The sequence below is a fragment of the Centipeda artemidis DSM 19719 genome (assembly GCF_000426665.1).
GTDB lineage: Bacteria > Bacillota > Negativicutes > Selenomonadales > Selenomonadaceae > Centipeda > Centipeda artemidis.
This window is the reverse complement of the sequence record NZ_AUFU01000009.1, coordinates 22188-48339: the sequence shown is the minus strand read 5'-3', so window position 1 is coordinate 48339 and position 26152 is coordinate 22188. Positions and strand designations below refer to the sequence as shown.

The window sequence follows — 26152 nt, the reverse complement described above, 5'->3', positions numbered from 1 at the left end:
AAAACAGAGAGAGGGAGGAAGTAAATATGTTCGGTTTTTTGGGGAAGAAAAAAGAGGAGTCGGAAGTATCTCTCGCGGATCGGATTAAGGCAAAGCCGCTGACGTCCGGGGATACGCCCAAAGATGCGCCTGCCAAAGCACACGTACCCTTTGAGAGCCTCGGGGCGTCGGTCGTCGGCGCAGACATCAAGACAGCGTATCTTTCGCGCGCGGAGCTGACGGCGGAGCGGCTGCGGGAACTATATGACTTGCCGGGCGGACCTGCCGTTGTTTTGGGATTCGTTTCGGCGGATCTTTCAATGGAAGACGTCTCACGTGCCGTATCCGCAGCTTCACCGCCCAATGTGAAGATCCTTCTCATGACGACCTGCGGGGAGCTTGCCTATGAACAGGGCTCGCGGTCCTATTACTTAGATGCGAAGGAAGGGCGTGCAAAGATCCTGCTGCAGGCGTTCTCTCAGCGGATGATCGTGCAGTCACATATGCTGACGCTCTCTCTGCATAACGACGACATGCGGCGGGGCGTATCCGAGCTAACACCGGCAGAGCGTACCCGGCGCATACGTGAAGATCTGCGCCACGAGAGTATTCCGTTTCCCGTACGGTTTGACGATACGTTCGCCTTTGTTTATGTCGACGGAGTGAGTTCGTGCGAGTCCTTCGTGCTCAAGGGGATCTATGACGCAGGAATCTTGCCTTGCCCCTACATTGGCGGCAGTGCGGGCGGTGCGCTGGATTTCTCGCATACCTACATCTACGATGGGAAAAAGGTTCTTGAGAACCATGCGGCCGTTCTTGTTGTCAAGCTTGCCGAAGGTTACCGCTATGCAATCTTTAAGACACAGGCGGTAGAGGACACGGGGAAGAAATGGACCGTTATCGGATCGGATTCGACATTCCGCACTGTGGATACTGTTGCCGATACCGACGGACATCCGGTGTCCTTTGCCGATGTGTTGATGAAAGAGCTGCATGTTTCCGACATCTCCGGGCTTATAGATGCTATGGCAGGCTATAATTTTGCAACACGTATCGGACGTGAGCTTTGTATCCGGGCATTGCACAGCATCGATGAGAAGACTAAGAGCCTGCGTCTTTACTGCGATATCACGGCAGGTGAAGAAATTCGTTTGGTGCGTCGAACCAAGCTCATCGAAACGCTCAAAGCGGATTATCGTGCGTTCGCAAAGGGGAAACCGACGCCGATCGGTGCAGTGCTCAACGACTGTGTATCGCGGCGGCTTGTTTTTTCGGCCGAACTGGCGGGCGCAGATCTCTTCGCGGGCATTCCTGTGGCAGGGTATTCTGCACTTGGCGAAATCTCGGGGGTGCATCTCAACGAGACGTTGACGGCAATTTTCTTTTATCGGATGTCCGGCGAAAAATTTGAAGACAACTATCTGGATCATTTCCCGACGATCTATGCAGACTGTCAAAAGTCGTTCCTCACGCGTGAAATCACCCACATGCAGATTATCGGCGATTTGAAGGACGGCATCATTGGTGAGTTCGCGTCCTATCGGAGCCAAATGGCCGGGTTGGCGGAGACGATGACGCGTGTCTCCGAGAGCGCCGGAAATGTTTCGGAACTTGTGGGGACTCTGGGCAGCAGTCTTGGCGGGCAAGGGGATATGACCAAAGAACTCCTTGACCGCAACGCTGAGATCACACCAAAGCTGCAGACCCTCACAGAGAGTACAAAAAAAATCGAACAGGTTATGCAGATGATTACGGAGATCTCGGCACAGATCAATCTCCTTGCGCTCAACGCCGCGATCGAAGCCGCTCGTGCGGGCGAGGCGGGACGCGGGTTTGCCGTTGTGGCAGGAGAGGTACGAAAGCTCTCCGAGAATACGCGCGAACGCCTGGAGGCTTCCGATGAGGCGATTACGCAGCTCCTGCGCGATGTGCAGGAGATTGACAAAATGCTTGCGACGAATCAGGAGTTTGAGGAGAAGGTTGAGAACTTTGAACACGGCTTTGACGGACAGATCGAGACCCTGCGTCGGAATCTCGACGGTGCGCTGAGTGCAGTTCAAAGTTCCGGCGCGTCCATCGAAAAAGCGGCAGAGCTCGGAGAGAGCCTGGGGCGGCGCTTTGATGAATTGGAAGCGGTTCTTCGTTCGATTCGCTGAGAAACGTATCCATAAAAAATGCGGTCAATTGACCGCGTTTTTTTATGGCATCAAAGTGATTTCCCCACGATTGAGATAATCGTGTAGATCGAAGCGATGTAGAGGATGACGAAGATAAATTTACGGAAGAAAGATGCGGGGATATAGCGCATGGAGAAATGTCCGGCGATGATGCCGGTGACGAGCGCAGGCAGGAGATAGAGAAACTGATTGAACGCATCCGTGAGCGGGTAGCCGCCGACGAGATAGCTGACAAGCGAAGTCGCGTTGCCGAGGAAAAAGTAGATGAAGCAGGTGGCGCGAAAGACGTCGGCGGGCATCTCCGTATACGCGAGATAGATAAGAAAGGGAAGACCTCCCATCCCCGTCGTGATGGCGGTGAACCCCGAGAGCATTCCCGTGATGATCGTGTTGCGGCGGCACTGGGGGATGCGCCGATGCGAAACATGCATGAGGAGCAGCGTCAGCAGAACAACAACGTTGATGAATACCTTGAGTGCGTCGTTGGAGATATATGTGAAGAAGAAAAAACCGAAGGGCTGACCGAGCAGCATACCGAGATAGAGCGTTCCGATGAGCGGATAGTTTGCCTGCCGCCGCATGAGAAAACCCTGCACCGAGTTGCTGCTGCACGCGATGAGCAGCATGATGGGGACAGTGAGCTTTGGCTCGTAAAAGAACATGAGCAGGGGGGCGGCGATGATGACGAGACCAAATCCCGTGATGGACTGAATGAATGCCGCGCAGAAAACAGCGAGTGCGGGACCTGTGTGCGCAGCGACGCCTGAAAGATATGTGTCCAAGCGAAAATCCCCCTTTGGATGCATCGGATTATTTCGCATATTATAACATAAAAATACATGAGATGCACCGCCGCCATAACATGTATGCATAGTGAAATATAAGAAAAAAGTCCTAATTATTTTTACTGTGGAATTGGAATAGTGATTGACGCTTTCCCTTGCTTTAAGGTATAATACATTATATCTATATATGTGACTAAGAAGACTATGAACTGCGTTCAATTTCTTGTGAGGAACGCAGTTTTGCCATTGTATTTTGGGAGGAGCAAGAGGAACGTGGAGAGATACCGGCCACAGGAGATCGAGGCAAAATGGCAGGAGATATGGGACAAGGAGCATAGCTGTCGGACGCAGCAGGATCCCGAAAAACCGAAATACTATGTGCTCGAGATGTTTCCGTATCCTTCGGGCAACCTCCATATGGGGCATGTCCGGAATTACTCGATCGGGGACGTTGTGGCGCGGTTCCGTACGATGGAGGGCTATAATGTGCTGCATCCGATGGGGTTTGACTCCTTTGGGATGCCGGCGGAGAACGCGGCGATCAAGAACAATGTACATCCCGCCGCGTGGACATATGCAAACATCGAGAATATGAAGCGCCAGCAGCGCGCGATGGGGCTCTCCTACGATTGGGACCGCGAGGTCGTGACCTGTCGTGAGGATTACTATCGTTGGACGCAGTGGATTTTTGAACTCTTTTATAAAAAAGGACTCGCCTATAAGAAGGAAGCGTCGGTCAACTGGTGCGATACCTGCGGCACGGTGCTCGCGAACGAGCAGGTAGAAGATGGGAAGTGCTGGCGCTGCAAGTCCGAGGTGCAGAAGAAAAATCTCGCACAGTGGTTCTTTAAGATCACGGACTACGCGGACGAGCTGCTTGCCGACCTTGACAAGCTGCCGGGATGGCCGGAGCGCGTCAAGACAATGCAGGAGAACTGGATCGGGCGCAGCGAGGGACTGGAATTCCAACTGCCTGCCCCCGCCCTTGATACGGAGATTCCCGTTTATACGACACGCCCCGATACGGCGTTCGGCATTACGTTCCTTGCGCTCGCGCCGGAGCATCCGCTTGTGGAGAAGATCTGTGAGGGCAATCCAAAGGCGGACGAGATTCGCGCATTCTGCACGCGCGTGCGCAGACAGTCGGACATCGAGCGCGCCTCGAGCGAGTCGGAGAAGGAGGGGATCTTCACCGGCGTTTACTGCACAAATCCGTTCAACGGCGAGCAGGTTGAGATCTGGATCACGAACTACGTCCTCTTCGAGTACGGCACAGGTGCCGTCATGGGCGTACCGTCGGGCGATCAGCGCGATTGGATGTTCGCGACAAAGTACGGCATCCGAAAGATTCTTACCTTGCAGCCAAAGGATCGCGCGCTGAACATTGACGAGATGACAGAGGCATACGTCGAAAAGGACGGCGTGCTCGTGAACTCCGGCAGGTTCACGGGGATGGAGATGCACGCGGCAATGTCGGCGATCATGGACGAGGCGGAGGAACGCGGCTTCGGGAAACGCCGCGTCAACTATCGCCTGCGCGATTGGCTGATCTCGCGTCAGCGATACTGGGGGGCGCCAATTCCGATTGTGAACTGTCCGCAGTGCGGAGAGGTACTCGTCCCCGAGAACGAACTTCCTGTGCGGCTGCCCGAAGACGTCTCGTTCGCACAGGGAGCGGTGTCGCCGCTCTCGAGCAGCGAGAGCTTCCTGCACTGCAAATGCCCCAAATGCGGCAGCGATGCGACGCGCGAGACGGATACGATGGATACGTTCATCTGCTCGTCGTGGTATTACTTCCGCTACGCTGACCCGCACAATGCGGAGCGTCCGTTTGACCGCGATGCCGTGAACTACTGGGCGCCGGTCGATCAGTACATCGGCGGCATTGAGCACGCGATTCTGCATCTCCTCTATGCACGCTTCTTTACAAAGGTGCTGCGCGACGCGGAGATGCTCGACTTCGACGAGCCGTTCACGAACCTCCTGACGCAGGGCATGGTTATTAAGGATGGCGCGAAGATGTCCAAGTCGCTCGGCAACGTCGTCTCGCCTGAAGAGATCATTGATCGCTACGGCGCAGATACGGCGCGACTCTTCATCCTCTTCGCCGCGCCCGTCGAGCGTGACCTCGACTGGAGCGATCAGGGCGTCGAGGGGGCGTTCCGCTTCCTCAGCCGCGTATGGCGTATCCTGGGGCAGTTTGAGGAGACGATCCGATCGGCATCCGATGCCTATGATACCGACGCCCTTAGTACCGAGGAGACGGAGCTGCGCCGTGTACTCCACAGTACCGTGAAGAAGGTCACGGAGGATGTACGCGACCGATTCATGTTCAACACGGCGATCTCCTCCGTTATGGAGCTGGTCAATGCATTTTATGCCTTCCAAGACCGTGCGCTGCATCCGGGACTGGCACGGGAAGCGGCCTCTGCACTTGTGCGTATGCTCGCACCCTTTGCACCGCATATTACGGCGGAACTTTGGTCGCGGCTCTTTATAGGGAACGTTCACGCGCAGTCGTGGCCGCAGTATGACGAAGGAGCGTTGGTACAGGATGAGATCGAAGTTGTTCTCCAAATCAACGGGAAAGTGCGCGACCGCGTGAAGATCGCCGCCGATCTTGACAGGGAATCGATGGAGCGGATCGTCGTGGAGTTGCCGCGGGCAAAGGAACTGACCGCGGGAAAGACCGTCGTAAAGGTCATCTGCGTGCCGAAGAAGCTCGTGAACATCGTTGTAAAATAAATCGGGGAATTTTACACAACAGGAAAAGGGAGAGAAAGCCATTATGTTAAAAGCGTTTGCCGTCCGGAGCCTCTTGCCGGACATGCTGATCGGTCGTACGGTCTACGAGGGAGACACGGACGTTGTTCTCATTGAGGGCGGAACCGTTCTCAACCGTGAGATGATCAACCTTCTGAAGGAAAAGGAGGTTGCGTCAGTTTATGTCGATGAGGACAGTATTCTGAGTGCCGTGCAGAAGGAAAAGGCGGCAAAGGTGGAGCGTGCCGCCGAGGAAAAAGAGCCGCTCTTTAACATTGCGGTGCTGCCGGAGCGCGATGCTCTCGTGGACACCAAATACGAAGAGGATTATAAATTCGTCTACGGAGAAATGGAAAAACTCTTTGCGGATGCGGCACTCACGGGCAAGCTCAACATGGACATCCTTCAGCCTGTCATGGCGAGTTCGCGCCTGCGCGACCTTTACAAGGAGGGGGCGACTGCCGTCTCCATGATTTACAGTATGAACCAAGAGGGAGACTACAACATTCACCATTGCGTGCATCTCGCCATTCTCGGTGGACTGATGGCAAAATGGATGCACCTCTCGGGCATTGATCGTCAAAATCTTGTGCTTGCAGGGCTCTTCCTCGATATAGGAAAACAGTTTATCCCGCATGAAATTTTGGAAAAGAAGGGAAAACTCACAGACGAGGAGTTTGACCTCATGAAGAATCATGTCGTGGACAGCTTTAAGCTCGTTGAGGGCAGCCCTCTCGCAGGGCGCAGTGACCTGATGAACGGCATTATTCAGCACCATGAGCGCAGCGACGGATCGGGCTATCCGTCGGCGCTTCAGGGAGAGCAGATATCGACATTTGGGCGCGTGCTTGCCGTCCTCGACAGCTACGACGCCATGGCGTCAAGCCGCGCCTACGCACAAAAGCGCGCACCGTTCGAGGTGTTTAAGGTGCTCTATGCGGACGTGCTCGATGGGAAACTCGACTCGGAATACGCGGTGCTCTTCATGCGCAAGCTCAACGCCGCCCTCAACGGCTGTTGGCTGCGACTTTCGGACGGAACAGCAGGGCGTATCGTTTATATCGACGAGTCGCGTGTCACTGCAATGCCTGTTGTGCAGCTTGATTCGGGCGGATTCCTTGACCTCAATACGGTTAAGGATATCACCGTCGTTGAGATCATGACAGCGGCGGAGGTCAGCGCACTCTAAGCATAGCATCAATCAAAGAGAAAAGAGGATACTGCACGGATCATTCGTGCAGTATCCTCTTTTTGTGTGTTGTTTGACGTATCTTTTATTTGCGTGCGTTCTTTGCCGCGCGTCCGCGTGCCGTACGGTCGAGAATTGCCTTGCGCAGACGGATGTTCTCCGGTGTCACCTCGACGAGCTCGTCGTCGTTGATGTATTCAAGCGCCTGCTCGAGACTCAGGATGCGCGGCGGGGTGAGGCGGATCGCCTCATCCGATGCCGAGGTGCGCATATTCGTGACATTTTTCTTCTTGCACGGATTGATGTCCATGTCGATGTCGCGCGAGTTCTCGCCGACGATCATACCCTCGTAGACTTGCTGTCCCGGCGAGATGAACATCGTGCCGCGGTCTTGGAGGGAGAAAATGCCGTAGCCCGTCGTCTCTCCCTGCTCGAATGCGACCAGCGAGCCGTGCGAACGTCCGCTCATATCCCCCTTGTACGGTACATAGCCGTGGAAGATATGGTTCATGATGCCGTTGCCCTTTGTGCTCGTGAGGAGCTCCGAGCGGAAGCCGATCAGCCCGCGCGCGGGAATGAAGAACTCCATGCGGATGTATCCCGAGAGCTCCGTCATGTTCGAGAGCTCCGCCTTGCGTGTGCCGAGCGCCTCCATGACGGCGCCCATGTACTCCTGCGGCACTTCGACAGTCAGATTTTCCATCGGCTCGCAGCGTTGTCCGTTGATGGTCTTGTAGACCACCTCGGGCTTGCCGACCTGCAGCTCGTAACCCTCGCGGCGCATCTGCTCAATCAAAATCGAGAGATGAAGCTCACCGCGCCCCGAGACCTTGAACACATCCGCCGAGTCCGTCTCCTCGACGTGCATGGCGACGTTCGTCTCGATTTCCTTAAAGAGACGGTCGCGCAGATGACGCGACGTCACGAACTGTCCCTCGCGTCCCGCGAACGGACTCGTGTTGACGCCGAACGTCATGGAGAGCGTCGGCTCGTCGATGTTGATGGTCGGCAGCGCCTCCGGATTTTCCGCATCCGCGACCGTATAGCCGATGCTCACATCGCCGAGACCTGTCAGCGCAACGATCTCACCCATGCCCGCCTCGGTCACATCTACGCGCTTGAGCCCCTGATAGACATAGACCTTGCCGACCTTTGCCTTCGTCTCATGATCGCCGCTGATGACGACCACGTTTTGATTCGGCCTCACAGAGCCGCGGATGATGCGCCCGATCGCCACACGACCGACATAGTCGTCCGCCTCCAGCGTCGTCACCATCATTTGCAAAGGCCCCTCAGCGTCGCCCTGCGGCGCGGGGATCTCCTTCACAATCGTCTGCATCAGCGGCTCGAGGCTGTCGCTCTCGTCCTCCATGTTGAACTTTGCAATGCCGTCGCGCGCCGTCGCATAGATGACGGGGAAGTCGAGCTGATCGTCGTCCGCATCGAGTTCCATAAATAGCTCGAGTACCTCGTCGTACACATCATCCACACGCTGATCCGGACGGTCAATTTTATTGATGACAACGATGGGCTTGAGCTTTTGCTCCAGAGCCTTGCGCAGCACATATTTCGTCTGCGGCATAGGCCCCTCGAACGCGTCCACGAGGAGCAGGACACCGTCCACCATGTTCAGGACGCGTTCCACCTCGCCGCCGAAATCCGCGTGACCGGGTGTATCCACGATGTTGATCTTGATGCCGTCGTAGAGAATCGCCGTGTTTTTCGAAAGAATCGTAATGCCGCGCTCGCGCTCAATGTCGCCCGAGTCCATCACGCGCTCGCCGACCTGCTCGTTCGAGCGGAACACATGACTCTGACGCAGCATCGCGTCGACCAGTGTCGTCTTGCCGTGGTCAACGTGTGCGATAATCGCAATGTTGCGCAGCTTCTCATTTGTACTCATATAAAAATTAACCTCCCCAAGGTACCCGTTCAAAAATAGCTTTTCTATCTTATTACAGCCTGCCCCTTTTGTCAACAAATGAAACGCCGGCGCTCAAATTTTGGCGATAAACCATGGCGCCAATATGCCTTTCTGCTCTCTTCCGGCTTTTTCTATGGCTGTCTATTGCTATTCGTATCCTTAAATCGTATAATGGAGAAATGATTTTTTACGAAGCGGCATAAAGGAGGGCGTGTGATGGCGACGGTTCCAAAACTCAATACGACGAATTTGGGGGAGGAGATCCCGTTCAAGGTTGTTGCGCCCTTTGAGCCGATGGGGGATCAGCCGCACGCGATCGCCGATCTTGCAGGCGGCATTGAGAACGGGCAGACGGCGCAGGTGCTGCTCGGCGCGACGGGCACGGGCAAGACCTACACGATGGCAAAGGTGATTGAGCGCGTGCAGCGTCCGACGCTCGTCATCGCGCACAACAAGACGCTCGCCGCGCAGCTCGCGAGCGAGTTCAAATCGTTCTTTCCAAATAATTACGTCGGCTATTTCGTCAGCTATTACGATTACTACCAGCCGGAGGCATACATCGCGCAGACGGACACCTACATTGAGAAAGATGCGTCCATCAACGACGAGATCGACGAGCTGCGCCACTCCGCGACCTGCTCGCTGTTCGAGCGGCGCGACGTCATCATCGTGGCGAGCGTCTCCTGCATCTACGGTCTCGGTTCGCCGGAGAGCTATCACGAGATGGTGCTCTCCGTGCACAAGGGGCAGACGATCCCGCGCGAGGAGATTCTGCAAAAACTCGTCTCCATCCGCTACGAGCGCAACGACATCGCCTTTGAGCGCGGACGGTTCCGCGTGCGCGGCGACGTCGTAGAGATTTTCCCGGCGGGGTACAACAACCGCGGCGTGCGCATCGAGATGTTCGGCGACGAGGTGGAGCGCATCATCGAGTTCGACGTAGTCTCGGGCGAAATCTACGGAGAACGCCTGCATTCGATGGTCTTTCCCGCGTCGCATTACGTCACCGAGGACGAGGATATGAAAATCGCGATGGCGGATATCCGCACGGAACTCGAAGAGCAGCTTGCCATGCTCAAGGGCGAGGGGAAACTTCTCGAGGCACAGCGGCTCGAGCAACGGACGAATTACGACCTCGAGATGATGCAGGAGATGGGCTACTGCTCCGGTATCGAAAACTACTCGCGGCATCTGACGCACCGCAAAGCGGGCGAAACGCCGTACACACTGCTCGACTACTTCCCCGAGGACTTTCTCATCATGATCGACGAGTCCCATGTGACCTTGCCGCAGATTCACGCGATGTACGGCGGCGACCGCAGCCGTAAGGTCTCGCTCGTGGACAACGGGTTTCGCCTGCCGTCGGCGTTCGACAACCGCCCGCTGACGTTCGACGAGTTCGCGGCGCGCGTCAATCAGATCGTCTACGTCTCGGCGACGCCTGGGAAATACGAGATGCAGCAGGCACAGCAGGTGACGCAGCAGATCATCCGCCCGACGGGACTGCTCGACCCCGTCGTCGAGGTGCGCCCGCTCGACGGGCAGATCGACGACCTGCTCTCGGAGATTCGGCTGCGCATCGAGCGCCGTGAGCGCGTGCTCGTCACAACGCTGACAAAGCGCATGGCGGAGCATTTGACCGACTACCTGCGCGAGGCGGGGGTGAAGGTGCGCTATCTGCATTCCGACATCGCGACCATCGAGCGCGCGGAGATCATTCACGACCTGCGCGCGGGCGAGTTCGACGTTCTCGTCGGCATCAACCTACTGCGCGAGGGACTCGACATGCCCGAGGTCTCGCTCATCGCGATCCTCGACGCGGACAAGGAGGGCTTCCTGCGCTCCGACACCTCGCTCATCCAGACCATCGGACGCGCCGCGCGCAACGCGAGCGGACACGTCATCATGTACGGCGACGTCGTGACCGGCTCCATGCGGCGCGCGATCGACGAGACGGAACGCCGCCGCGAGATACAGGAAGCCTACAATAAAGAACACGGCATCGTGCCCAAGACCATCGTCAAGCCCGTCGTCCCGCTCATCGAGATGACATTGGTCGCAGCCGAGGGGACTGCGCCCTATGGGAAAAAGGATGGGAAAAAGAAAAAACTCGGCAAAAAGGAGCGGGAGAACCTCGTCAAGAGTCTCCTGCGCGAAATGCAGCAGGCGTCGCGCGCCCTCGAATTTGAGCGGGCGGCGGAACTGCGCGATATGATTGTCGAATTGGAGGGCGAACTTCCAAAGAAAAATAGGGGAAAATATGAACGAAAGCATTAAAATAGAGGGCGCACGCGCCCACAACCTCAAGAATATCAACGTCGAAATCCCGCGCGACAAACTCGTCGTCGTGACGGGGCTCTCCGGCTCGGGGAAATCCTCGCTCGCATTCGACACGATCTACGCCGAAGGGCAGCGTCGCTACGTCGAGTCGCTGTCCGCCTATGCGCGGCAGTTTCTCGGGCAGATGGACAAGCCCGATGTGGATAATATAGAAGGATTGTCGCCCGCGATTTCGATAGACCAGAAGACGACGAGCCACAACCCGCGTTCGACGGTCGGCACGGTCACGGAGATTTACGACTACCTGCGTCTGCTCTACGCGCGCGTGGGGCGCCCGCACTGTCCGAGCTGTGGCAAGCCCATCGCGCAGCAGAGCGTCGACCAGATGGTCGACCAGATTAAGGCGCTGCCCGACGGGACAAAGCTGCTCATCATGGCGCAGCTCGTGCGCGGGAAAAAGGGCGAGCACCGCAAGATCCTCGACCGGATTCGCCGCGACGGCTATGTGCGCGTCCGCATCGACGGCGAGGTACGCGACCTCGGCGAGGAAATCGCACTCGAAAAGCAGAAGAAACATACCATCGAGGTCGTCGTTGACCGCCTTGTCGTGCGTGCAGGGATGGAGAGCCGTCTCACGGACTCCCTCGAGACTGCCCTGCGCGCGGGCGGCGGCGTCGTCTATGTGCAGATCGTAGACGGCGAACTCCTCATGTTCAGCGAGAACTTTGCCTGCGTGGACTGCGGCATCTCTCTGCCTGAGATCGCGCCGCGCATGTTCTCGTTCAACAGTCCGTTCGGTGCGTGTCCCGTCTGCACGGGACTCGGCAGTCACAAGGAGTTCGATCCCGAGCTCGTTCTGCCCGACCCGACGCTCAGCGTTGCGGACGGCGTATTTGCGCCGCTCTCGAAAAACCCGAACTCCTACAGTATGCGTGCGATCTCTGCGCTCCTCGACGCGCATGACTACGACGTTCACACGCAGTGGAACCGCATGGACAAAAAGACACAGCATCTCCTGCTGCACGGCGCACCCGACGAATATGTCTCCTTTCGCTATGTCAACATGTTCGGCGAGGAGAAGGAGTACAACGTCCCGTTCGAGGGGGTCCTGCCCGCGCTTGCGCGCCGCTACCGCGAGACGGACTCCGAGGAGATGCGCGAGAGCTACGAGGACTACATGACGGATACCCCGTGTACGGCGTGCCGGGGCGCACGTCTGAAGCCCGAAACGCTTGCCGTCACGATCGGCGGGAAGAACATCGCACAGCTCACCGCGCTGACCATTCACGAGGCGGACGATTTTCTCACGGCGGCGGCACAGGAGTTCAGTCCGCGCGAGGCGAAGATTGCCGTGGAGATATTGAAGGAAATCCACGCGCGTCTGCATTTCCTGCTCGACGTGGGGCTTGACTACCTGACGCTCTCGCGTGCGGCGGGGACGCTCTCGGGCGGCGAGGCACAGCGCATTCGGCTCGCGACGCAGATCGGCTCGGGGCTGATGGGCGTGCTCTACATCCTCGACGAGCCGAGCATCGGTCTGCATCAGCGCGACAACAACCGCCTGCTCGCGACGCTCCGGCACCTGCGCGACCTCGGCAACACGCTCATCGTCGTCGAGCACGACGAGGACACGATGTATGCCGCCGACCACATCATCGACATCGGCCCCGGCGCGGGCGAACATGGCGGCGAGGTCGTCGCGGAGGGCACGGCTGAGGAGATTATGCGCGTTCCCGCCTCCGTGACGGGCGCATATCTCTCGCGGAAAAAATTCATCCCTGTGCCGGAGACGCGGCGCAAGGGGAACGGGAACGCGCTCGAAATCGTCGGCGCGCAGGAGAACAACCTCAAGAATATCAACGTGAAATTCCCGCTCGGCACGCTGACGCTCGTCACGGGCGTCTCCGGCTCGGGCAAATCCACGCTCGTCAACGAGATTCTCTACCGCGGCGTCGCCTCGCGCCTCTATCGTGCGAAGGGAAAGCCCGGCAAACACAAGAAGATCAAGGGACTTGAGCACATCGACAAGGTGATCAACATCGACCAGCAGCCGATCGGGCGCACGCCGCGCTCGAATCCTGCAACGTATACGGGCGTCTTTGACGCGATTCGCGAGCTGTTCAGCCAAGTTTCAGAGTCGCGGATGCGCGGATACAAGGCGGGGCGGTTCAGCTTCAACGTCAAGGGCGGGCGCTGTGAGGCGTGCCGCGGCGACGGCATCCTCAAGATCGAGATGCAGTTCCTCCCGGACGTCTACGTCCCGTGCGAGGTATGCAAGGGCGCGCGCTACAACCGCGAGACGCTCGAAGTGCATTACAAGGGCAAGACCATCGCCGAGGTGCTCGACATGACGATCGACGAGGCGGTGGAGTTTTTTCAAAATGTGCCGCGCATCGCACGCAAGCTTGAGATCATTCGCGATGTCGGGCTCGGCTACATCCGGCTCGGGCAGCCCGCGACGACGCTCTCGGGCGGCGAGGCGCAGCGCGTCAAGCTCGCGACGGAGCTCGCCAAGCGCAGCACGGGCAAGACGCTCTACATCCTCGACGAGCCGACGACGGGACTGCACGCGGCGGATATTCATAAGCTGCTCGTCATCCTCCAGCGTCTCGTAGACGGCGGGGATACGGTCGTCGTGATCGAGCACAACCTCGACGTCATCAAGGCGGCGGACTATGTTATCGACCTTGGTCCCGAGGGCGGCGTACGCGGCGGTACCGTTGTGGCGAAGGGAACGCCCGAGCAGATCGTCAAGGTCAAAGAATCCTACACGGGGCAATTTCTAAAGCCCCTCTTGGAAGAGAAGCATTGAACTGTGGGAATGGGAAATGAAGAAGGTAATTTAAGATGCTCATTTTAGGCCAGATGGTCGTATTTTTTCTAATGATCTTTGCGGGCGCGCTTGCACGGCGGTACAACATCATCATCCCGAACAATCAGGAGCAGTTTTCCTCGCTGATTGTCAACATCGCATGTCCGGCGCTCATCATCTCCGCCGCGATGCACGCGGAGGAACACATGGGGCTCGCGCAGGTCATCGAGACCTATACGGCGTACGCCGTACTGCTCGCCATGATGTGCATCGTCGGCTTCCTCCTGCCGCTCATCCTGCGGTTTCGCGGGCGTCTGCGCGGCGCGGTGAACCTCTCGTTCTGGTTCAACAACTCGCTCTTTATGGGATTGCCGCTCGTGCAGGGCGTGTACGGCGATCAGGCGGTCGTCTATATGACGCTCTTCTTCATCCCCGTGAATCTGCTGTTCTTCGTCTACGGCGTGTCGTCCATCAGCATTCACAAGCGGCGCGGCGCAGACCTCATCCGTATGCTGATCAACCCCGGCATTGTCGCATCGCTGATTGCGTGCGTGATCTATTTTGCCGAAATCCCGACGCCGGCGCTGCTCATGCAGGCGTTCACGATGATCGGCGCGCTCACGGCGCCGCTCGCGATGATGATGATCGGCGCGTCGCTCAAGGACATCCATGTGCGCCATATGCTGACGGATCGAAAACTGCTCCTCTATACCTTTTTGAAAGCGGTGGTGCTCCCGATTCCGCTGCTCCTCATCATGAAACTCTTCGTCACGAATCCGTATATCCTCGGGTGCAGTCTCGTCATCGTCGCCGCGCCGACGGGCGGCATGGTCGCGATGGTCGCGCTGCTCTACAACAAGGTCGCCTATCCGCTCATGACGGAGATCATCGCGCTCTCGACGATGATTTCGGTGGCGACCATACCGCTCGTCTCGGTGCTCACCGGCATCTGAGTTCGTGCAGAAAGGGGCGCCCTTGCTCATATTCACTTTGATCCTCATCGGAGCGGTCGGCCTGATCCTCGGCGCGTCGCTGTATTTCCTGCGCTATCTCGCCGCGGGGCGGCGGCTGTTCTTTGCGCGTCTCGGCGTCTCGGCGTTTGACATCCTCGGTATCGGCAGTCTGATCCTCTTCATTCGCAATGCATTCATGCACGGGTGGGGCGCGGCGGTCGCGTTTCTCATCATTCTGCTCTTTACGGCGCAGTGGATTACGCTTGCGGCGGTCGTCGCGGGCGTCACACTGCGGTATCTGCGACGCAGACTGCTCGCTGCGCCGTATGATCCCGCACGGCGGCGGATGCTCACGGGTGCTGCCGCCTATCCTGCGGTAGGGCTGCTGCTCAGCGGATATGGCGCGTTCTTCGAACGTCTGCATACGGTACAAAACGACTATACGATTCCCATCGCGCGCCTTCCGCACGAGGCGGAGGGCATGGTCGTCGCGCAGATCAGCGACATGCATCTGGGACCCTATTTTTCCGTGGAGGATTTTGAGCAGCTGCTCGGGGAGGTCGCCGCGCGCGGCGCGGATCTCCTCGCCGTGACGGGTGATCTCTTCGACGATGAGCGTCAAAATGAGGCGGCGGCAGAGACGCTTGCCGCACATGTCAGAGATTATTCGAACGGCATTTGGTACTGCATCGGCAACCACGAATACTATCACGACGGGCGGCGCATCGTAGACGCGATGGCGCGCGCGGGGCGTGTGCGGGTCGTGCTGAACGGTGCGGCTGAGGTGCCGGGGCGCGGCATCTATATCGCAGGCGTCGATTATCCCTTTGCGCACGGTGACGGATTTGCGGCGCAGAAGGCGGCGTTTTTCGATGCGGCGATGGCGGATGTCCCGCCGGATGCCGTGACCGTCCTGCTCGCGCATCACCCGGAGTTCATCGACGACGCGGCGGCACGCGGCAATGTACCGCTGACGCTCACGGGGCATACCCATGGGAGCCAGTTCGGCTTCCTCGGGCTTCCGCTGTTCCCCGTATTCAAATACACGCGCGGCATGGTGCGCATCGGCGACAACTACGGCTACGTGCACGTGGGCAACGGAAGCTGGTTTCCTCTGCGCATCGGATGCCCGCCTGAAATCGCATTTTTTAGACTGGAAAGGAAAAAAGAGCAATGAGTTGGATGGAGGACTACAGCGCGATTCGCGAGGATATTCACACGGGATACATCTATGAGGCGATTGAAGCGATCCTGCACATGCGCCGCAACAACGAGATCCCGGACGAGGAACAGTGGCGCTTCTCCGAGATGATGGGCGCGTGCTGCGGCGCGCTCGCCGATACGGAGGGCGCGCTCGCCTCGTATTTTGAAGCGGCGACGGAGGATAAATTTCTGCGGAGTCAGCGCGAGCACTTCTCCAACTACCTCTACCTCTGCCATGCCGTGCCGAACCTCACGCCGAAGGAGCTCAAGGCGCAGTTCGACATGTACGCGACGCTCTACCGCCACGAAGAACCGCTTGCACCGCGTGAGAACGTACGGCATGAGCGTCTGCGCATCGGCTTTATCGCACCGCATTTCCTCGATTCGTCCTCATCGCTCTTTTACGCGGGGCTGATGCGCGGCCTCAGGGAAAAATACGATATTTACGCATACTCGCTCAGCGACCGCGCGGATGCGTTCACGGAGTCCCTGTGCGCCGACGTACGCTATGCGTCTCTTGAGAACATCTCCATCGAGGAGCAGGCGGAGTGCATTCGCACTGATGAGATCGACGTGCTCGTCGACCTCGGCGGACATACCGAGGGCGGCATGACGCTCATGGTGCTCGCACGCTGCCCTGCGCCCGTGCAGATCTCCGGCATCGGCTGGTTCGCGACGACGGGGGTGTCCTTTGTCGACGGCTTCCTGACGGACGAAGTACTCTCGCCGGCGGGGACGGAGGAGTTTTACAGCGAGGAGCTGCTGCGTCTCCCGCACGCGTTTGTCATGACGCCGACCGCCGAGATGCGCGCCGCGAAGGTCTCCGCGCGCCCAGCAGATGAGCCGGTGACCTTCGGCGTCCTGCAAAACTTTATGAAAATCAACGAGGCGGTTCTGAAGGTGTGGGAGCGCATCCTCAAAAAGGTGCCAAAATCGCGTCTCGTGCTCCAAGATGCCGTGGACAGTCCCCTGCGTGTGACGACCATCCTCGAGATGCTTGACGGCATGAAGATGCCGATGAAGCGCATCTTCGTGCGCCGTGGCAAGCAGGACTATCTCGCAGACTACGGCGACATCGACATCGCGCTCGACACATTCCCCTATGCGGGCGGCGCATCCACGGCGACCGCACTCTACATGGGCGTTCCCGTCGTCTCCCTGCGCGGAGAGACCCATGCCGCGCGGTTGGGGGCGAGCATCCTCACGGCGGCGGGACATACGGAGTGGATCGGCGCGGACGAACGCGCCTATGAGCAGATCGCCGTCGATCTCGCGGGACGCATCGGCGAGGTGCGCGCGGGACGCGCGGCACTCCGTGCGCAGGTGGAGACGTCGCCGCTGATGGACGAGGCGGCATATCTGCGTGCCGCCGAGGAAGCGATTGCGCGTATCTGGGCAGAACGCGGAGACTTTGCATTGTGAAAACGGATTTGGCGGAGCTGCTGACCGAAAGCCCCGAGCGGTTGACGATCCTCATTATCGACGGATCGGAGCGGCTCGCGCATCTGCGCGCGCTTTACCCGGACGCCGAGATTCATGCCGTCACGCCTTACGAAGAGGTCGCGGCACATGAAACGCTCGCGCCGCTTCGGATACACTGGCATGTGACGGACTGCCAAAAAGAAATTCTGCCGTTCCCCGAGGAAATGTTCGACCGGATCATCGCGGAGTTTGCGCTCGAGTTCGCACACGAACCCTACGACGTCCTCATGGCGCTGAACCGCAGGCTCAAGGAGACGGGGGCGCTCTACACGAGCTATCCGAACGTGCGCTACCACGGCATGCTCGACCTCCTGCGCGCGGGTGATTTCCCCGTGCGCGGCGAGCGTAGGCTCTATGCCAAGCCCGAGATCGTGCGCCTCCTGAACGACGCGCTCTATAAGGAGATTCACTTTACGCCCGGCGATCGGGACGACGATCTCTCGGCGGGGGAGGAATGGGCGCGTGAGGGCTTCGCAAATGTCAATGACGACCTCTCGACGCGCACATGGCTTGTGCGCGCGGAGCGCAGTACGGCGGCGGGTGCGAATCTAAAGCTGCTCTTTAGCGCCGAGACGCGGCGGGAACTCGCGCGGCTCCTGCATCGCATCGAGTACAGCGTCGCACCGGAGGAGAGCAAGGCGGCACTGCGCGCTCTCTGCGTGCGGGAGGGCATCTTTTCGGAGTATCTTACGGATTTCATCAACGAGGTCTGCGTGCACGACGCCCGCGTTCATGCGGAGCTGCGGGAACTCTTCGAAAATATGTGAAAAAGTAAACGGTAAACTAAATATTTAGTTGACGGGATACGATTCCTGTTTTATAATAAGCAAGATAAAAATTACTTATGATAAGGCAGGGATTTTTGTATGCGCAAAGGATATATCGCAGAACTTACACAAAAGATCATCGCGGGCTATCGTCTTGGACGCGACACTGACCGATCGCTGTTCCTCGAAGCTCCGCTCGAAGAGCTCAAGGAGGGGGCATACCGCCTTCAGCGGCAGTTCTGCGGCAACCATATCGATCTGTGCACCATCGTGAACGGGCGCAGCGGGCGCTGCGGCGAGAACTGCAAATACTGCGCGCAGGCGGCGTGCCACAAGACGGGCGTCGAGACCTACAGCTTCCTCCCGCAGGAAGAGATCATCGCGCACGCAAAGGCGAACCAGGACGCGGGCGCAAATCGGTTCTCCATCGTCACTTCGGGCGGTGCGCTCAGCGGCAAAGAATTTGAACAGGCGATCGATACCTACAAGGAGATCAAGCGCACGCTTACGATCGACCTCTGCGCCTCGCACGGACTCCTCTCGCGCATCCAGCTCCGCCGTCTCCGCGAGATCGGCGTGACGAGCTATCATCACAACATCGAGACCTCCGAGCGCTATTTCCCTGAAATCTGCACGACGCACACCTATGCCGACCGCATCCGTACGATCAAGGACGCGCAGGCGGAAGGGCTCTGCGTCTGCTCCGGCGGCATTATCGGCATGGGCGAGACATGGGACGACCGCTTCGAGATGGCGTTCGCGCTCCAAGAGCTCGGCATCGAGTCCATCCCGCTCAACTCCCTCATGGCGATCCCCGGAACTGCGCTCGAGCATCTCGAGCCGCTCTCGGGCGACGAGATCCTGCGCACGATTGCGATCTTCCGCTTCATCAACCCGACGGCGAACGTCCGCCTCGGTGCGGGACGCAAGCTCCTCCCCGAGAACGGCGCAACCGCGTTCAAGGCGGGCGCGTCCGCATCCATCACCGGCAATATGCTCACTACCTCCGGCACAACGATTGCGGAGGACATGGAGCTGCTGCGTGAACTCGGCATGACGAATAAGGATGAGGATTGTAGGGCTATGACAGGCACTTGCGGCGCTCGTTGAGGCGTGAGACGTGACGCGGGATTTTGGCGCATAGCTGTGTCATTGCGAAAAACGCTTCGGTCGACGTAGCTCTTAACTACGCCTTCCCTCGCGTTTTTCTCATTCCTTGCTCTGCATCCAAACTTCCGCGTCACTTACTGTACGGCATTTCACGTCGTGGGTAAATGTTGCAAATCATGCGCGCCTTCTAGGGGGGGCGGCGTGCCGTGCCCTTGGTCGACCTATGTACGTCTATTATCGTGGGCAAATCAATCGCCTGATGGTTTCGGTATGAGGCAGGATTTTGGCGTATATCTGTCACATCATCGACCTAATTGAAAAAAGCGCTTGTATCAACGTAATTATGCGTTGGTACAAGCGCTTTTTTGTTGTCACAAATACGATTCGAATACATCCATGTCGAGCACGCGGATTTTGCGTCCCGTTGCCTCAATGATGCCTTCGCGCTGCATGGTGCTCAACTCGCGCGAGAGGGATGGGCGGCTGACGGCAAGATATGCGGCGATAAATTCACGGCTGACAGTGAGCGTTACGTTGCCTTCTGCATCCACATGGGGGAAGAGGTAACGCACAATCTTTTCGCGCAGGGTGCCGCTCGCGAGGATCTTGAGTTTCGTGTGCATTGCGTACGCCTTGCCTGCAAAGATTTTCATGAGATTGCGCTGGACGATGAGCGCACTGCGATGCGGTGCTGCGCCAACATCGAGGGTGAATAGATGACTCGACACCTCGAGCAGACGCACCTTCGTCACAGCACGGACATACATGTCATATGGACGGCGCAGGACTTCATAGACCTCACCGAACATATCCCCCGGGTGATCGATCTCCGAGATAAAGATTTGGCGCCCCGAGTAGGTATCCTTGAGGATATGTACCTCGCCTTCGAGCAGGATATAGAGCGAGTGCGGCATATCGCCGTCGTGAAAAATCATCGCGCCTTTTGGGTAAGTGCGCAGCGCCACCTCGGCGGAGGCGAGCAACTCCTCGAGATCCTCTTCGTTCATTCCCGCTGCGAGGGACGTCTTTGCGAGAATCTGTGCCGCGTTTTTCGTGTCGTTCGTCGCCATCATGTACTCCTTTGCACAGAGGGAGAAATATTTTCATTGATTATAACATAGGATGAATAGGGCTGCAAAAATGTTTCGGTTGATTTTCGACATGCAGAATCATTTGAACAACGAATTTATAGATTTTCATTTTCAATGATTGACGATCGGTCAAAAAATGTTAAAATGATGTGGAAGATGAGACTGAAAAAGCCGGAGCAATGTCGAAGCTGTGCCCGTATCGGTCATGTTAAAGGAGGGAAGATGCTTTCGACATTCGAAAAGACGTAAAACTCATAGGATTTAAAGAAAGGATTATTAATGAAAAAGCTTTGTATGTATTTGATGGCGGCGCTGATGCTGCTCGCAGCCGGCTGCGGAGGAAGCGAGCAGCCGAAGAATGAACGCGCCGATAAGGGGGAAATCGTTATCTCTGTCGGTAAATACATGGTCGGCGAGGGATTTGACCCGACGGCAGGCTGGGGGCTGTGGGGACCCGATCCGTTTCATAGCGCGCTCATGGGGCATGACCGCGACAACAATCTCGTGAAGGAGCTCGCGACGGAGGTCAAGCAGTCGCCCGACGGGATGCAGTATGTCTTTACGCTGCGCGATGATGCGAAGTTCTCGGACGGCACGCCGGTGACGGCGGAGGACGTCGTATTCACCTATGAGACGGCAAAGGCTGCCGGCGGCGCCGTGGATCTGACGGCGCTGGCGTCTGCGCGTGTGCTGTCGAATACGCAGGTGGAGTTCACGCTGACGAAGCCGTGGTCGGTGTTCCTCGAGACGGCGGCAAGCCTCGGCATCGTGCCGAAACACGCCTACAAGGAGGGCTATGCGACGGCGCCCGTCGGCAGCGGCCCGTGGAAGGTGGTCTCGTTCCAAAAGGAACAGCAGCTCATCATGGAGCCGAACGAGTATTACTATGGGGAGAAGCCGAAGCTGAAGAAGGTCACGGTGCTGAACCTCGGCGATGACGCGGTGCTTGCGGCGGCGCAGTCGGGGCAGGTGGATCTGATCTTCGCGCCGCCCGAATTTGCGGGCGCAAGCGTGCCGCATATGAACCTCGTGCTCATGGACTCGATCGACAGTTTTTGCATTAATCTGCCGCAGGTACCCGAGCATGACGAAAACGGTGTGCTCATCGGAAATAATGTTACGAGCGATCCCGCGATCCGCCGTGCGCTGAACATCGGCATCGACCGTAAGACCATCATCGAGAATGGGCTCGGCGGATTTGCAAAGCCGACGATGAACTTTGCCGAGGCGCTTGCATGGGCGAACAACGATCTGCAGGAGCCTGACAACCGCGTGGATGAGGCAAAGCAGATCCTCGAGGACGCGGGCTGGAAGGACACGGACGGCGACGGCATCCGCGAGAAGAACGGCGTGAAGGCGGAGTTCGTCATCAACGGGCGCGCCAACGATCTGCAGCGCTACAACACGGCGGTTGCGCTCGCCGACGATGCGAAGAAGCTCGGCATCAATATCATCGCGAAGTCGACGCCGTGGTCGGAGGCGCGCAAGGTTGCGCGGAACATCCCGACGACGTGGGCGTTCGGCGACTACACGCCGCAGGCGCTCTATAACTACTTCCACTCGTCCCAGATCGGCGTCAATGTTATCAATAACCCCGCCGTTTATCACAATCCCGCGGTCGATATGCACATCGACAAGGCGATGGCGGCAACGTCGAACGAGGAGGCGCTGCACGAGTTCAAGGCGGCGCAGTGGGACGGCGTGACGGGACCGAAGGTCGATCTCCCGTATCTCTGGATCGCAACGGTGCAGGTGCCGTATTTTGTGAATGATCGTCTGGATATTGGAGCGCTTCATGTCGGCGAGCGCGGGCAGGGCATGGGTATCCTTGCCAATATCGACGAATGGCAGTGGAAGTAAGCGGATGACGACGCATATGGCACGACTCCTCGGACGCAGTACGCTGCGGCTGATACTGCTGTTGATCGCCGTGAGCATCGTCAGCTTTATCCTGCTGGCGCACTCGCCGATCGATCCAATTGATGCGTACTTCGCGAATAAGACAGCGTCGGCGGAGCAGCATGCGCTGGTTGCGGCGTATTGGGGCTTTGACCGCCCGCCGCTCGACCGATTCCTCTTGTGGGGCGGGCATATCCTGCACGGGGACTTCGGCATGTCCTTCATCTATCGTGCGCCTGTGCTCGATGTCATCGGGGAAAAGTTTCGCTTGACGCTGCTTCTCATGATGACGGCGTGGGCGCTCTCGGGCGTCATCGGCTTCGTCTTCGGGGTACTATCGGGGATGTACCGCGACAGTGCGCTCGATAAGGCGATTCAAGGATTTTCTCTGCTCTGCGTGTCCGTACCGATCTTTTGGCTCGGGCTGCTCTTTTTGATGATTTTTTCCGTTCAGCTGCAGTGGTTCCCGCTCGCGCTCGCAACGCCCATCGGGAAACTGCATGAGGAGGTGACGATGGCGGATCAGATCCGGCATCTGATTCTGCCCGCGCTCACGCTCAGCGTGACGGGCATCTCCTCGATCACGCTCCAAACAAGGGAAAAGCTGCTCGAGGTGATGAGCACGAACTATATGCTCTTTGCCGAGGCGCGGGGCGAATCCCTGTGGCAGCGCGTACGGCGGCATGGACTGCGCAATATCGCTTTGCCTGCAATTACCTTGCAGTTTGCGTCGTTCAATGAGCTGTTCGGCGGCGCGATTCTCGCGGAGACGGTGTTTTCCTATCCCGGACTCGGCGGCACGGTGACGCTGGCGGGACTGCGCGGCGATCTCTCGCTGCTGCTCGGCATCGCGATCTTCAGCGCGATATTCGTCTTTGCGGGCAATCTCATTGCGAACATCCTCTACGGCATTGCCGATCCCCGTCTGCGTGAGGGGAGGGAGACGTCATGATGAAGGCTTTGGCACTGTCTGCAGCAGGAGGGCTGAACCTGCGCCGGCGGTATTTGATCTTTGCCGTGATCGCGGCGGTCTTTCTCGCCGGGCTGTTCCTCTGGGGCGTTACGATGCCGGAGAGCGCCTATGCGGTGAACTACGGGCAGAAGAATCTCGCGCCGTCGATGTCGCACCTCTTCGGTACGGACAATATGGGGCGCGATATGTTTGCCCGCTCGGTCAAGGGGATGTCGATCAGCCTGCAAATCGGATTCGGCGCGGCGTTCTTCAGCTCGTGTATTGCGCTGCTGCTCGGCACGCTGTCCGCCGCCTTTGGAGGGAAAGTGGATCAGGTTGTCCTTTGGCTCGTGGATCTCTGCATGGGGATTCCGCACATCCTTTTGATCCTCATGATTTCGGTCATGCTGGGCGGCGGCGTTGCGGGCGTTTCCACCGGGATCGTCGTGACGCACTGGCCGCGGCTCACGCGCGTGATCCGCGCCGAAGTCATGCAGCTCCGCACGGAGCCGTACATCATGGCGGCGCGGCATTACGGGCACTCGTGGCTGACCGTGGCGCGGCGGCATTTCGTGCCGCACATTCTGCCGCAGTATATCATCGGTCTGGTACTGCTCTTTCCCCATGCCATCATGCATGAGGCGGCGGTGAGCTTTCTCGGCTACGGACTGCCGCTCGACATGCCTGCGATCGGCATCATCCTCTCGGAATCGATGCGCTACCTTGCCCTCGGCATGTGGTGGCTCGCGTTCTTCCCGGGATTTTTGCTGCTCGTTGTCGTATTGCTGTTTGACCGGTTGGGTACCGCACTGCGCGAACTCATTGACCCGCAGCGCGGGCAGGCGTAGGAGGGGATGCGTATGACCGGTGAGATTCTTTTAGAGGTCGCGCACCTCTCGGTGTCCTTCCGCATGTATCGGAACGCGCTGACACACACGCTCTCGTCAGGCGTCGGCGACGTCAGTCTGCGCCTGCACCGCGGCGAAATCATCGCCGTTGTTGGGGCGAGCGGATCGGGCAAAAGTCTGCTCGCGCATGCCGTGCTCGGGATTTTGCCCTACAATGCCGTGATGAGCGGCGAGATGCGCTACTCCGGCGCACCGCTTGATGCCGCGCGACAAAAGACCCTGCGCGGGCGGGAGATCGCGCTGATCCCGCAGTCCGTGACCTATCTCGACCCTCTCATGCGCGTCGGCACACAGATTCGCGGACTGCATGGGACGCAGGAGGATATGGAGGCGACGCTGCGCCGCCTGCATTTGGAGGAACATGTCACCGCGCTGTATCCGTTCCAGCTTTCGGGCGGGATGGCGCGGCGTGTGCTCTTTTCGACCGCCGTGATGACGGATGCCGAGCTCATCATTGCCGATGAGCCGACGCCCGGGATGGATGTCCGGAGCGCTGCCGAGGCACTGCAGATCCTGCGGGAACTCGCGGATACAGGCAAAGGCGTACTGCTGATCACACACGATATTGACCTTGCCGCCCTCGTTGCGGATACGGTTGCCGTATTTTACGAAGGCCGCAGTGTCGATATGGTTCCGGCGGCGGCATTTCGCGGAGACGGTACGGCGCTCGCGCATCCCTATACGCGGGCGCTCTACCGGGCGCTGCCGCAGAATGGATTTGCCTGCTATACGGCGGAGGAAGTGGCGCGGATGACTGCAGCGGGAGGTGCGTAAAATGCTGTCCATACAGGATGTTTCCTATCGATATGGGAGCGCCGCACCTGTTCTGCGCCATGTCTCGCTCGAGATCGCACGCGGTGAACGCGTGGCACTGCTCGGACCGAGCGGCTACGGGAAAAGTACGCTCGCACTCCTGCTCGCGGGTTACCTGCCGATGCAGGAAGGCAGGATCACGCTGGACGGGCAGCCGATCCCACGGAGCGGTTACTGCCCCGTGCAGCTCGTCTATCAGCACCCGGAGAAAGCCATGGATCCGCGTTGGAGACTGGCAAAAACACTCTCCGAGGCGTGGGACATTCCCGCCGAACTCTTCACCGCCATCGGTGCAGAGGAACAGTGGCTATCGCGCTTCCCACACGAACTCTCGGGCGGGCAGCTGCAGCGCCTCTCGATTCTGCGGGCGCTGAATCCTCGGACGGGCGTCCTCATCGCCGATGAGATCACGGCAAGTCTCGATCCTATTACACAGGCACAGATCTGGTCGGTGATACAAACGCAAGCGGCGGCGCACGATATGACGCTCATTGTCATCACTCACAACGAACATCTTGCAAAGCAAATATGCACGCGCATCATTCGTGTCGAGGAATTGCAGGACACTGCGGAACATTGATTTTGTAAAAATACGATTGTTAGAAAAACGCCGGCGGCGAAGGTTTTACCCTTTGCCGCCGGCGTTTTTTGCGTGCGGAAATTTTTATGAAGAATAAGAAAGCATTTTATATCGTCAGCGCCCCGTACCGACCTCGGCATTGCTCAAACCAAACTCCAATAGAATACCGATCAGCTCGTTGCGTGTGCGACCCGTTTTTGCGGACAGATCCTCGATGCCGTCGAAGATTTCCTCCTTGATGCGAATGGAAAAAATCTTATAGCCGTCCTCGCCCTTCGGGGGCTTTTTTGTGATGATCAATTTACCTGTCATACTATCACCTCTGTTACATCATACGAAAGTGTCATAAAACATAGTATGACAAGAACATATATGTATTTTTCAATTTAGAAAAACATATAAAATCATATATATGCTTATTTAGAAAACAAAAATTACGATATAAATATTGTAAGTAAAAATATGTTATAATTTATGTTATAAAA

Annotated in this window: 19 protein-coding genes; 15 read left to right on the top strand and 4 right to left on the bottom strand. The window is 57.9% G+C overall.

Translation table 11 applies throughout. From position 1 onward, the window contains the following. Positions 1-26: 26 nt before the first annotated feature. Positions 27-2135, top strand: coding sequence for a methyl-accepting chemotaxis protein (locus K341_RS0106620; protein WP_026762271.1), 2109 nt, complete (start codon positions 27-29; stop codon positions 2133-2135). Between the two features lie 50 nt (positions 2136-2185). Here the strand turns inward: K341_RS0106620 and K341_RS0106615 are convergent, their stop codons facing one another. Then, complete coding sequence (locus K341_RS0106615) at positions 2186-2938, bottom strand: sulfite exporter TauE/SafE family protein (protein WP_026762270.1); 753 nt, start codon at positions 2936-2938, stop codon at positions 2186-2188. Positions 2939-3214: 276 nt separating this feature from the next. Between K341_RS0106615 and leuS the strand changes: the two genes are divergently transcribed. Continuing rightward, complete coding sequence (gene leuS, locus K341_RS0106610; protein WP_026762269.1) at positions 3215-5686, top strand: leucine--tRNA ligase; 2472 nt, start codon at positions 3215-3217, stop codon at positions 5684-5686. Between the two features lie 43 nt (positions 5687-5729). Then, complete coding sequence (locus K341_RS0106605; RefSeq protein ID WP_009349306.1) at positions 5730-6893, top strand: HD-GYP domain-containing protein; 1164 nt, start codon at positions 5730-5732, stop codon at positions 6891-6893. Positions 6894-6978: 85 nt separating this feature from the next. Here K341_RS0106605 and typA read toward each other — a convergent pair whose 3' ends face one another. After that, positions 6979-8796 carry a translational GTPase TypA gene (gene typA, locus K341_RS0106600; RefSeq protein WP_009658313.1) on the bottom strand — a complete coding sequence of 606 codons (1818 nt, stop codon included), beginning with the start codon at positions 8794-8796 and terminating at the stop codon, positions 6979-6981. 237 nt (positions 8797-9033) lie between these two features. Here typA and uvrB point away from each other — a divergent pair, with 237 nt between their 5' ends. From uvrB to bioB, 7 genes are all read left to right on the top strand, one after another. Then, entirely contained in the window at positions 9034-11094 is a 2061-nt protein-coding gene (uvrB, locus tag K341_RS0106595; RefSeq protein ID WP_026762268.1) for an excinuclease ABC subunit UvrB, read from the top strand. Then, entirely contained in the window at positions 11078-13909 is a 2832-nt protein-coding gene (gene uvrA, locus K341_RS0106590) for an excinuclease ABC subunit UvrA (protein WP_026762267.1), read from the top strand. The genes uvrB and uvrA overlap by 17 nt, the downstream gene beginning before the upstream one ends. A 35-nt stretch (positions 13910-13944) precedes the next feature. Further along, entirely contained in the window at positions 13945-14862 is a 918-nt protein-coding gene (locus K341_RS0106585; protein WP_009349300.1) for an AEC family transporter, read from the top strand. A gap of 22 nt (positions 14863-14884) precedes the next feature. After that, positions 14885-16039 (top strand): metallophosphoesterase, encoded by a 1155-nt coding sequence (locus tag K341_RS0106580; RefSeq protein ID WP_026762266.1) that lies wholly within the window; start codon positions 14885-14887, stop codon positions 16037-16039. Beyond that, on the top strand, positions 16036-17487 hold the full coding sequence (locus K341_RS0106575) for an O-linked N-acetylglucosamine transferase, SPINDLY family protein (protein ID WP_026762265.1): 1452 nt from the start codon (positions 16036-16038) through the stop codon (positions 17485-17487). The genes K341_RS0106580 and K341_RS0106575 overlap by 4 nt, the downstream gene beginning before the upstream one ends. Continuing rightward, on the top strand, positions 17484-18314 hold the full coding sequence (locus tag K341_RS0106570) for a methyltransferase domain-containing protein (protein WP_026762264.1): 831 nt from the start codon (positions 17484-17486) through the stop codon (positions 18312-18314). The genes K341_RS0106575 and K341_RS0106570 overlap by 4 nt, the downstream gene beginning before the upstream one ends. A gap of 99 nt (positions 18315-18413) precedes the next feature. Beyond that, entirely contained in the window at positions 18414-19424 is a 1011-nt protein-coding gene (gene bioB / locus K341_RS0106565; protein WP_026762263.1) for a biotin synthase BioB, read from the top strand. 371 nt (positions 19425-19795) lie between these two features. On the opposite strand, the gene K341_RS0106560 is transcribed toward bioB, so the two are convergent. Beyond that, entirely contained in the window at positions 19796-20494 is a 699-nt protein-coding gene (locus K341_RS0106560; protein ID WP_026762262.1) for a Crp/Fnr family transcriptional regulator, read from the bottom strand. A 300-nt stretch (positions 20495-20794) separates the two neighbouring features. On the opposite strand from K341_RS0106560, the gene K341_RS0106555 reads away from it, so the two are divergent. From K341_RS0106555 to K341_RS0106535, 5 genes are read left to right on the top strand one after another with little or no spacing between them, the layout of a single operon-like run. Continuing rightward, positions 20795-22375, top strand: a complete 1581-nt coding sequence (locus K341_RS0106555; protein ID WP_026762261.1) for an ABC transporter substrate-binding protein — start codon at positions 20795-20797, stop codon at positions 22373-22375. Positions 22376-22379: 4 nt separating this feature from the next. Continuing rightward, positions 22380-23366 carry an ABC transporter permease gene (locus K341_RS0106550; RefSeq protein ID WP_026762260.1) on the top strand — a complete coding sequence of 329 codons (987 nt, stop codon included), beginning with the start codon at positions 22380-22382 and terminating at the stop codon, positions 23364-23366. Beyond that, positions 23363-24214 (top strand): ABC transporter permease, encoded by an 852-nt coding sequence (locus K341_RS0106545; protein WP_026762259.1) that lies wholly within the window; start codon positions 23363-23365, stop codon positions 24212-24214. Before K341_RS0106550 ends, K341_RS0106545 begins: the two co-directional genes overlap by 4 nt. A gap of 12 nt (positions 24215-24226) precedes the next feature. Continuing rightward, positions 24227-25048 (top strand): ATP-binding cassette domain-containing protein, encoded by an 822-nt coding sequence (locus tag K341_RS0106540; protein WP_026762258.1) that lies wholly within the window; start codon positions 24227-24229, stop codon positions 25046-25048. A gap of 1 nt (position 25049) precedes the next feature. Next, on the top strand, positions 25050-25667 hold the full coding sequence (locus tag K341_RS0106535; RefSeq protein WP_026762257.1) for an ABC transporter ATP-binding protein: 618 nt from the start codon (positions 25050-25052) through the stop codon (positions 25665-25667). Positions 25668-25781: 114 nt separating this feature from the next. Here K341_RS0106535 and K341_RS0106530 read toward each other — a convergent pair whose 3' ends face one another. Further along, positions 25782-25979: a ribbon-helix-helix domain-containing protein gene (locus tag K341_RS0106530; protein WP_009438926.1), complete on the bottom strand. Its 198-nt coding sequence runs from the start codon at positions 25977-25979 to the stop codon at positions 25782-25784. Positions 25980-26152: the final 173 nt, after the last annotated feature.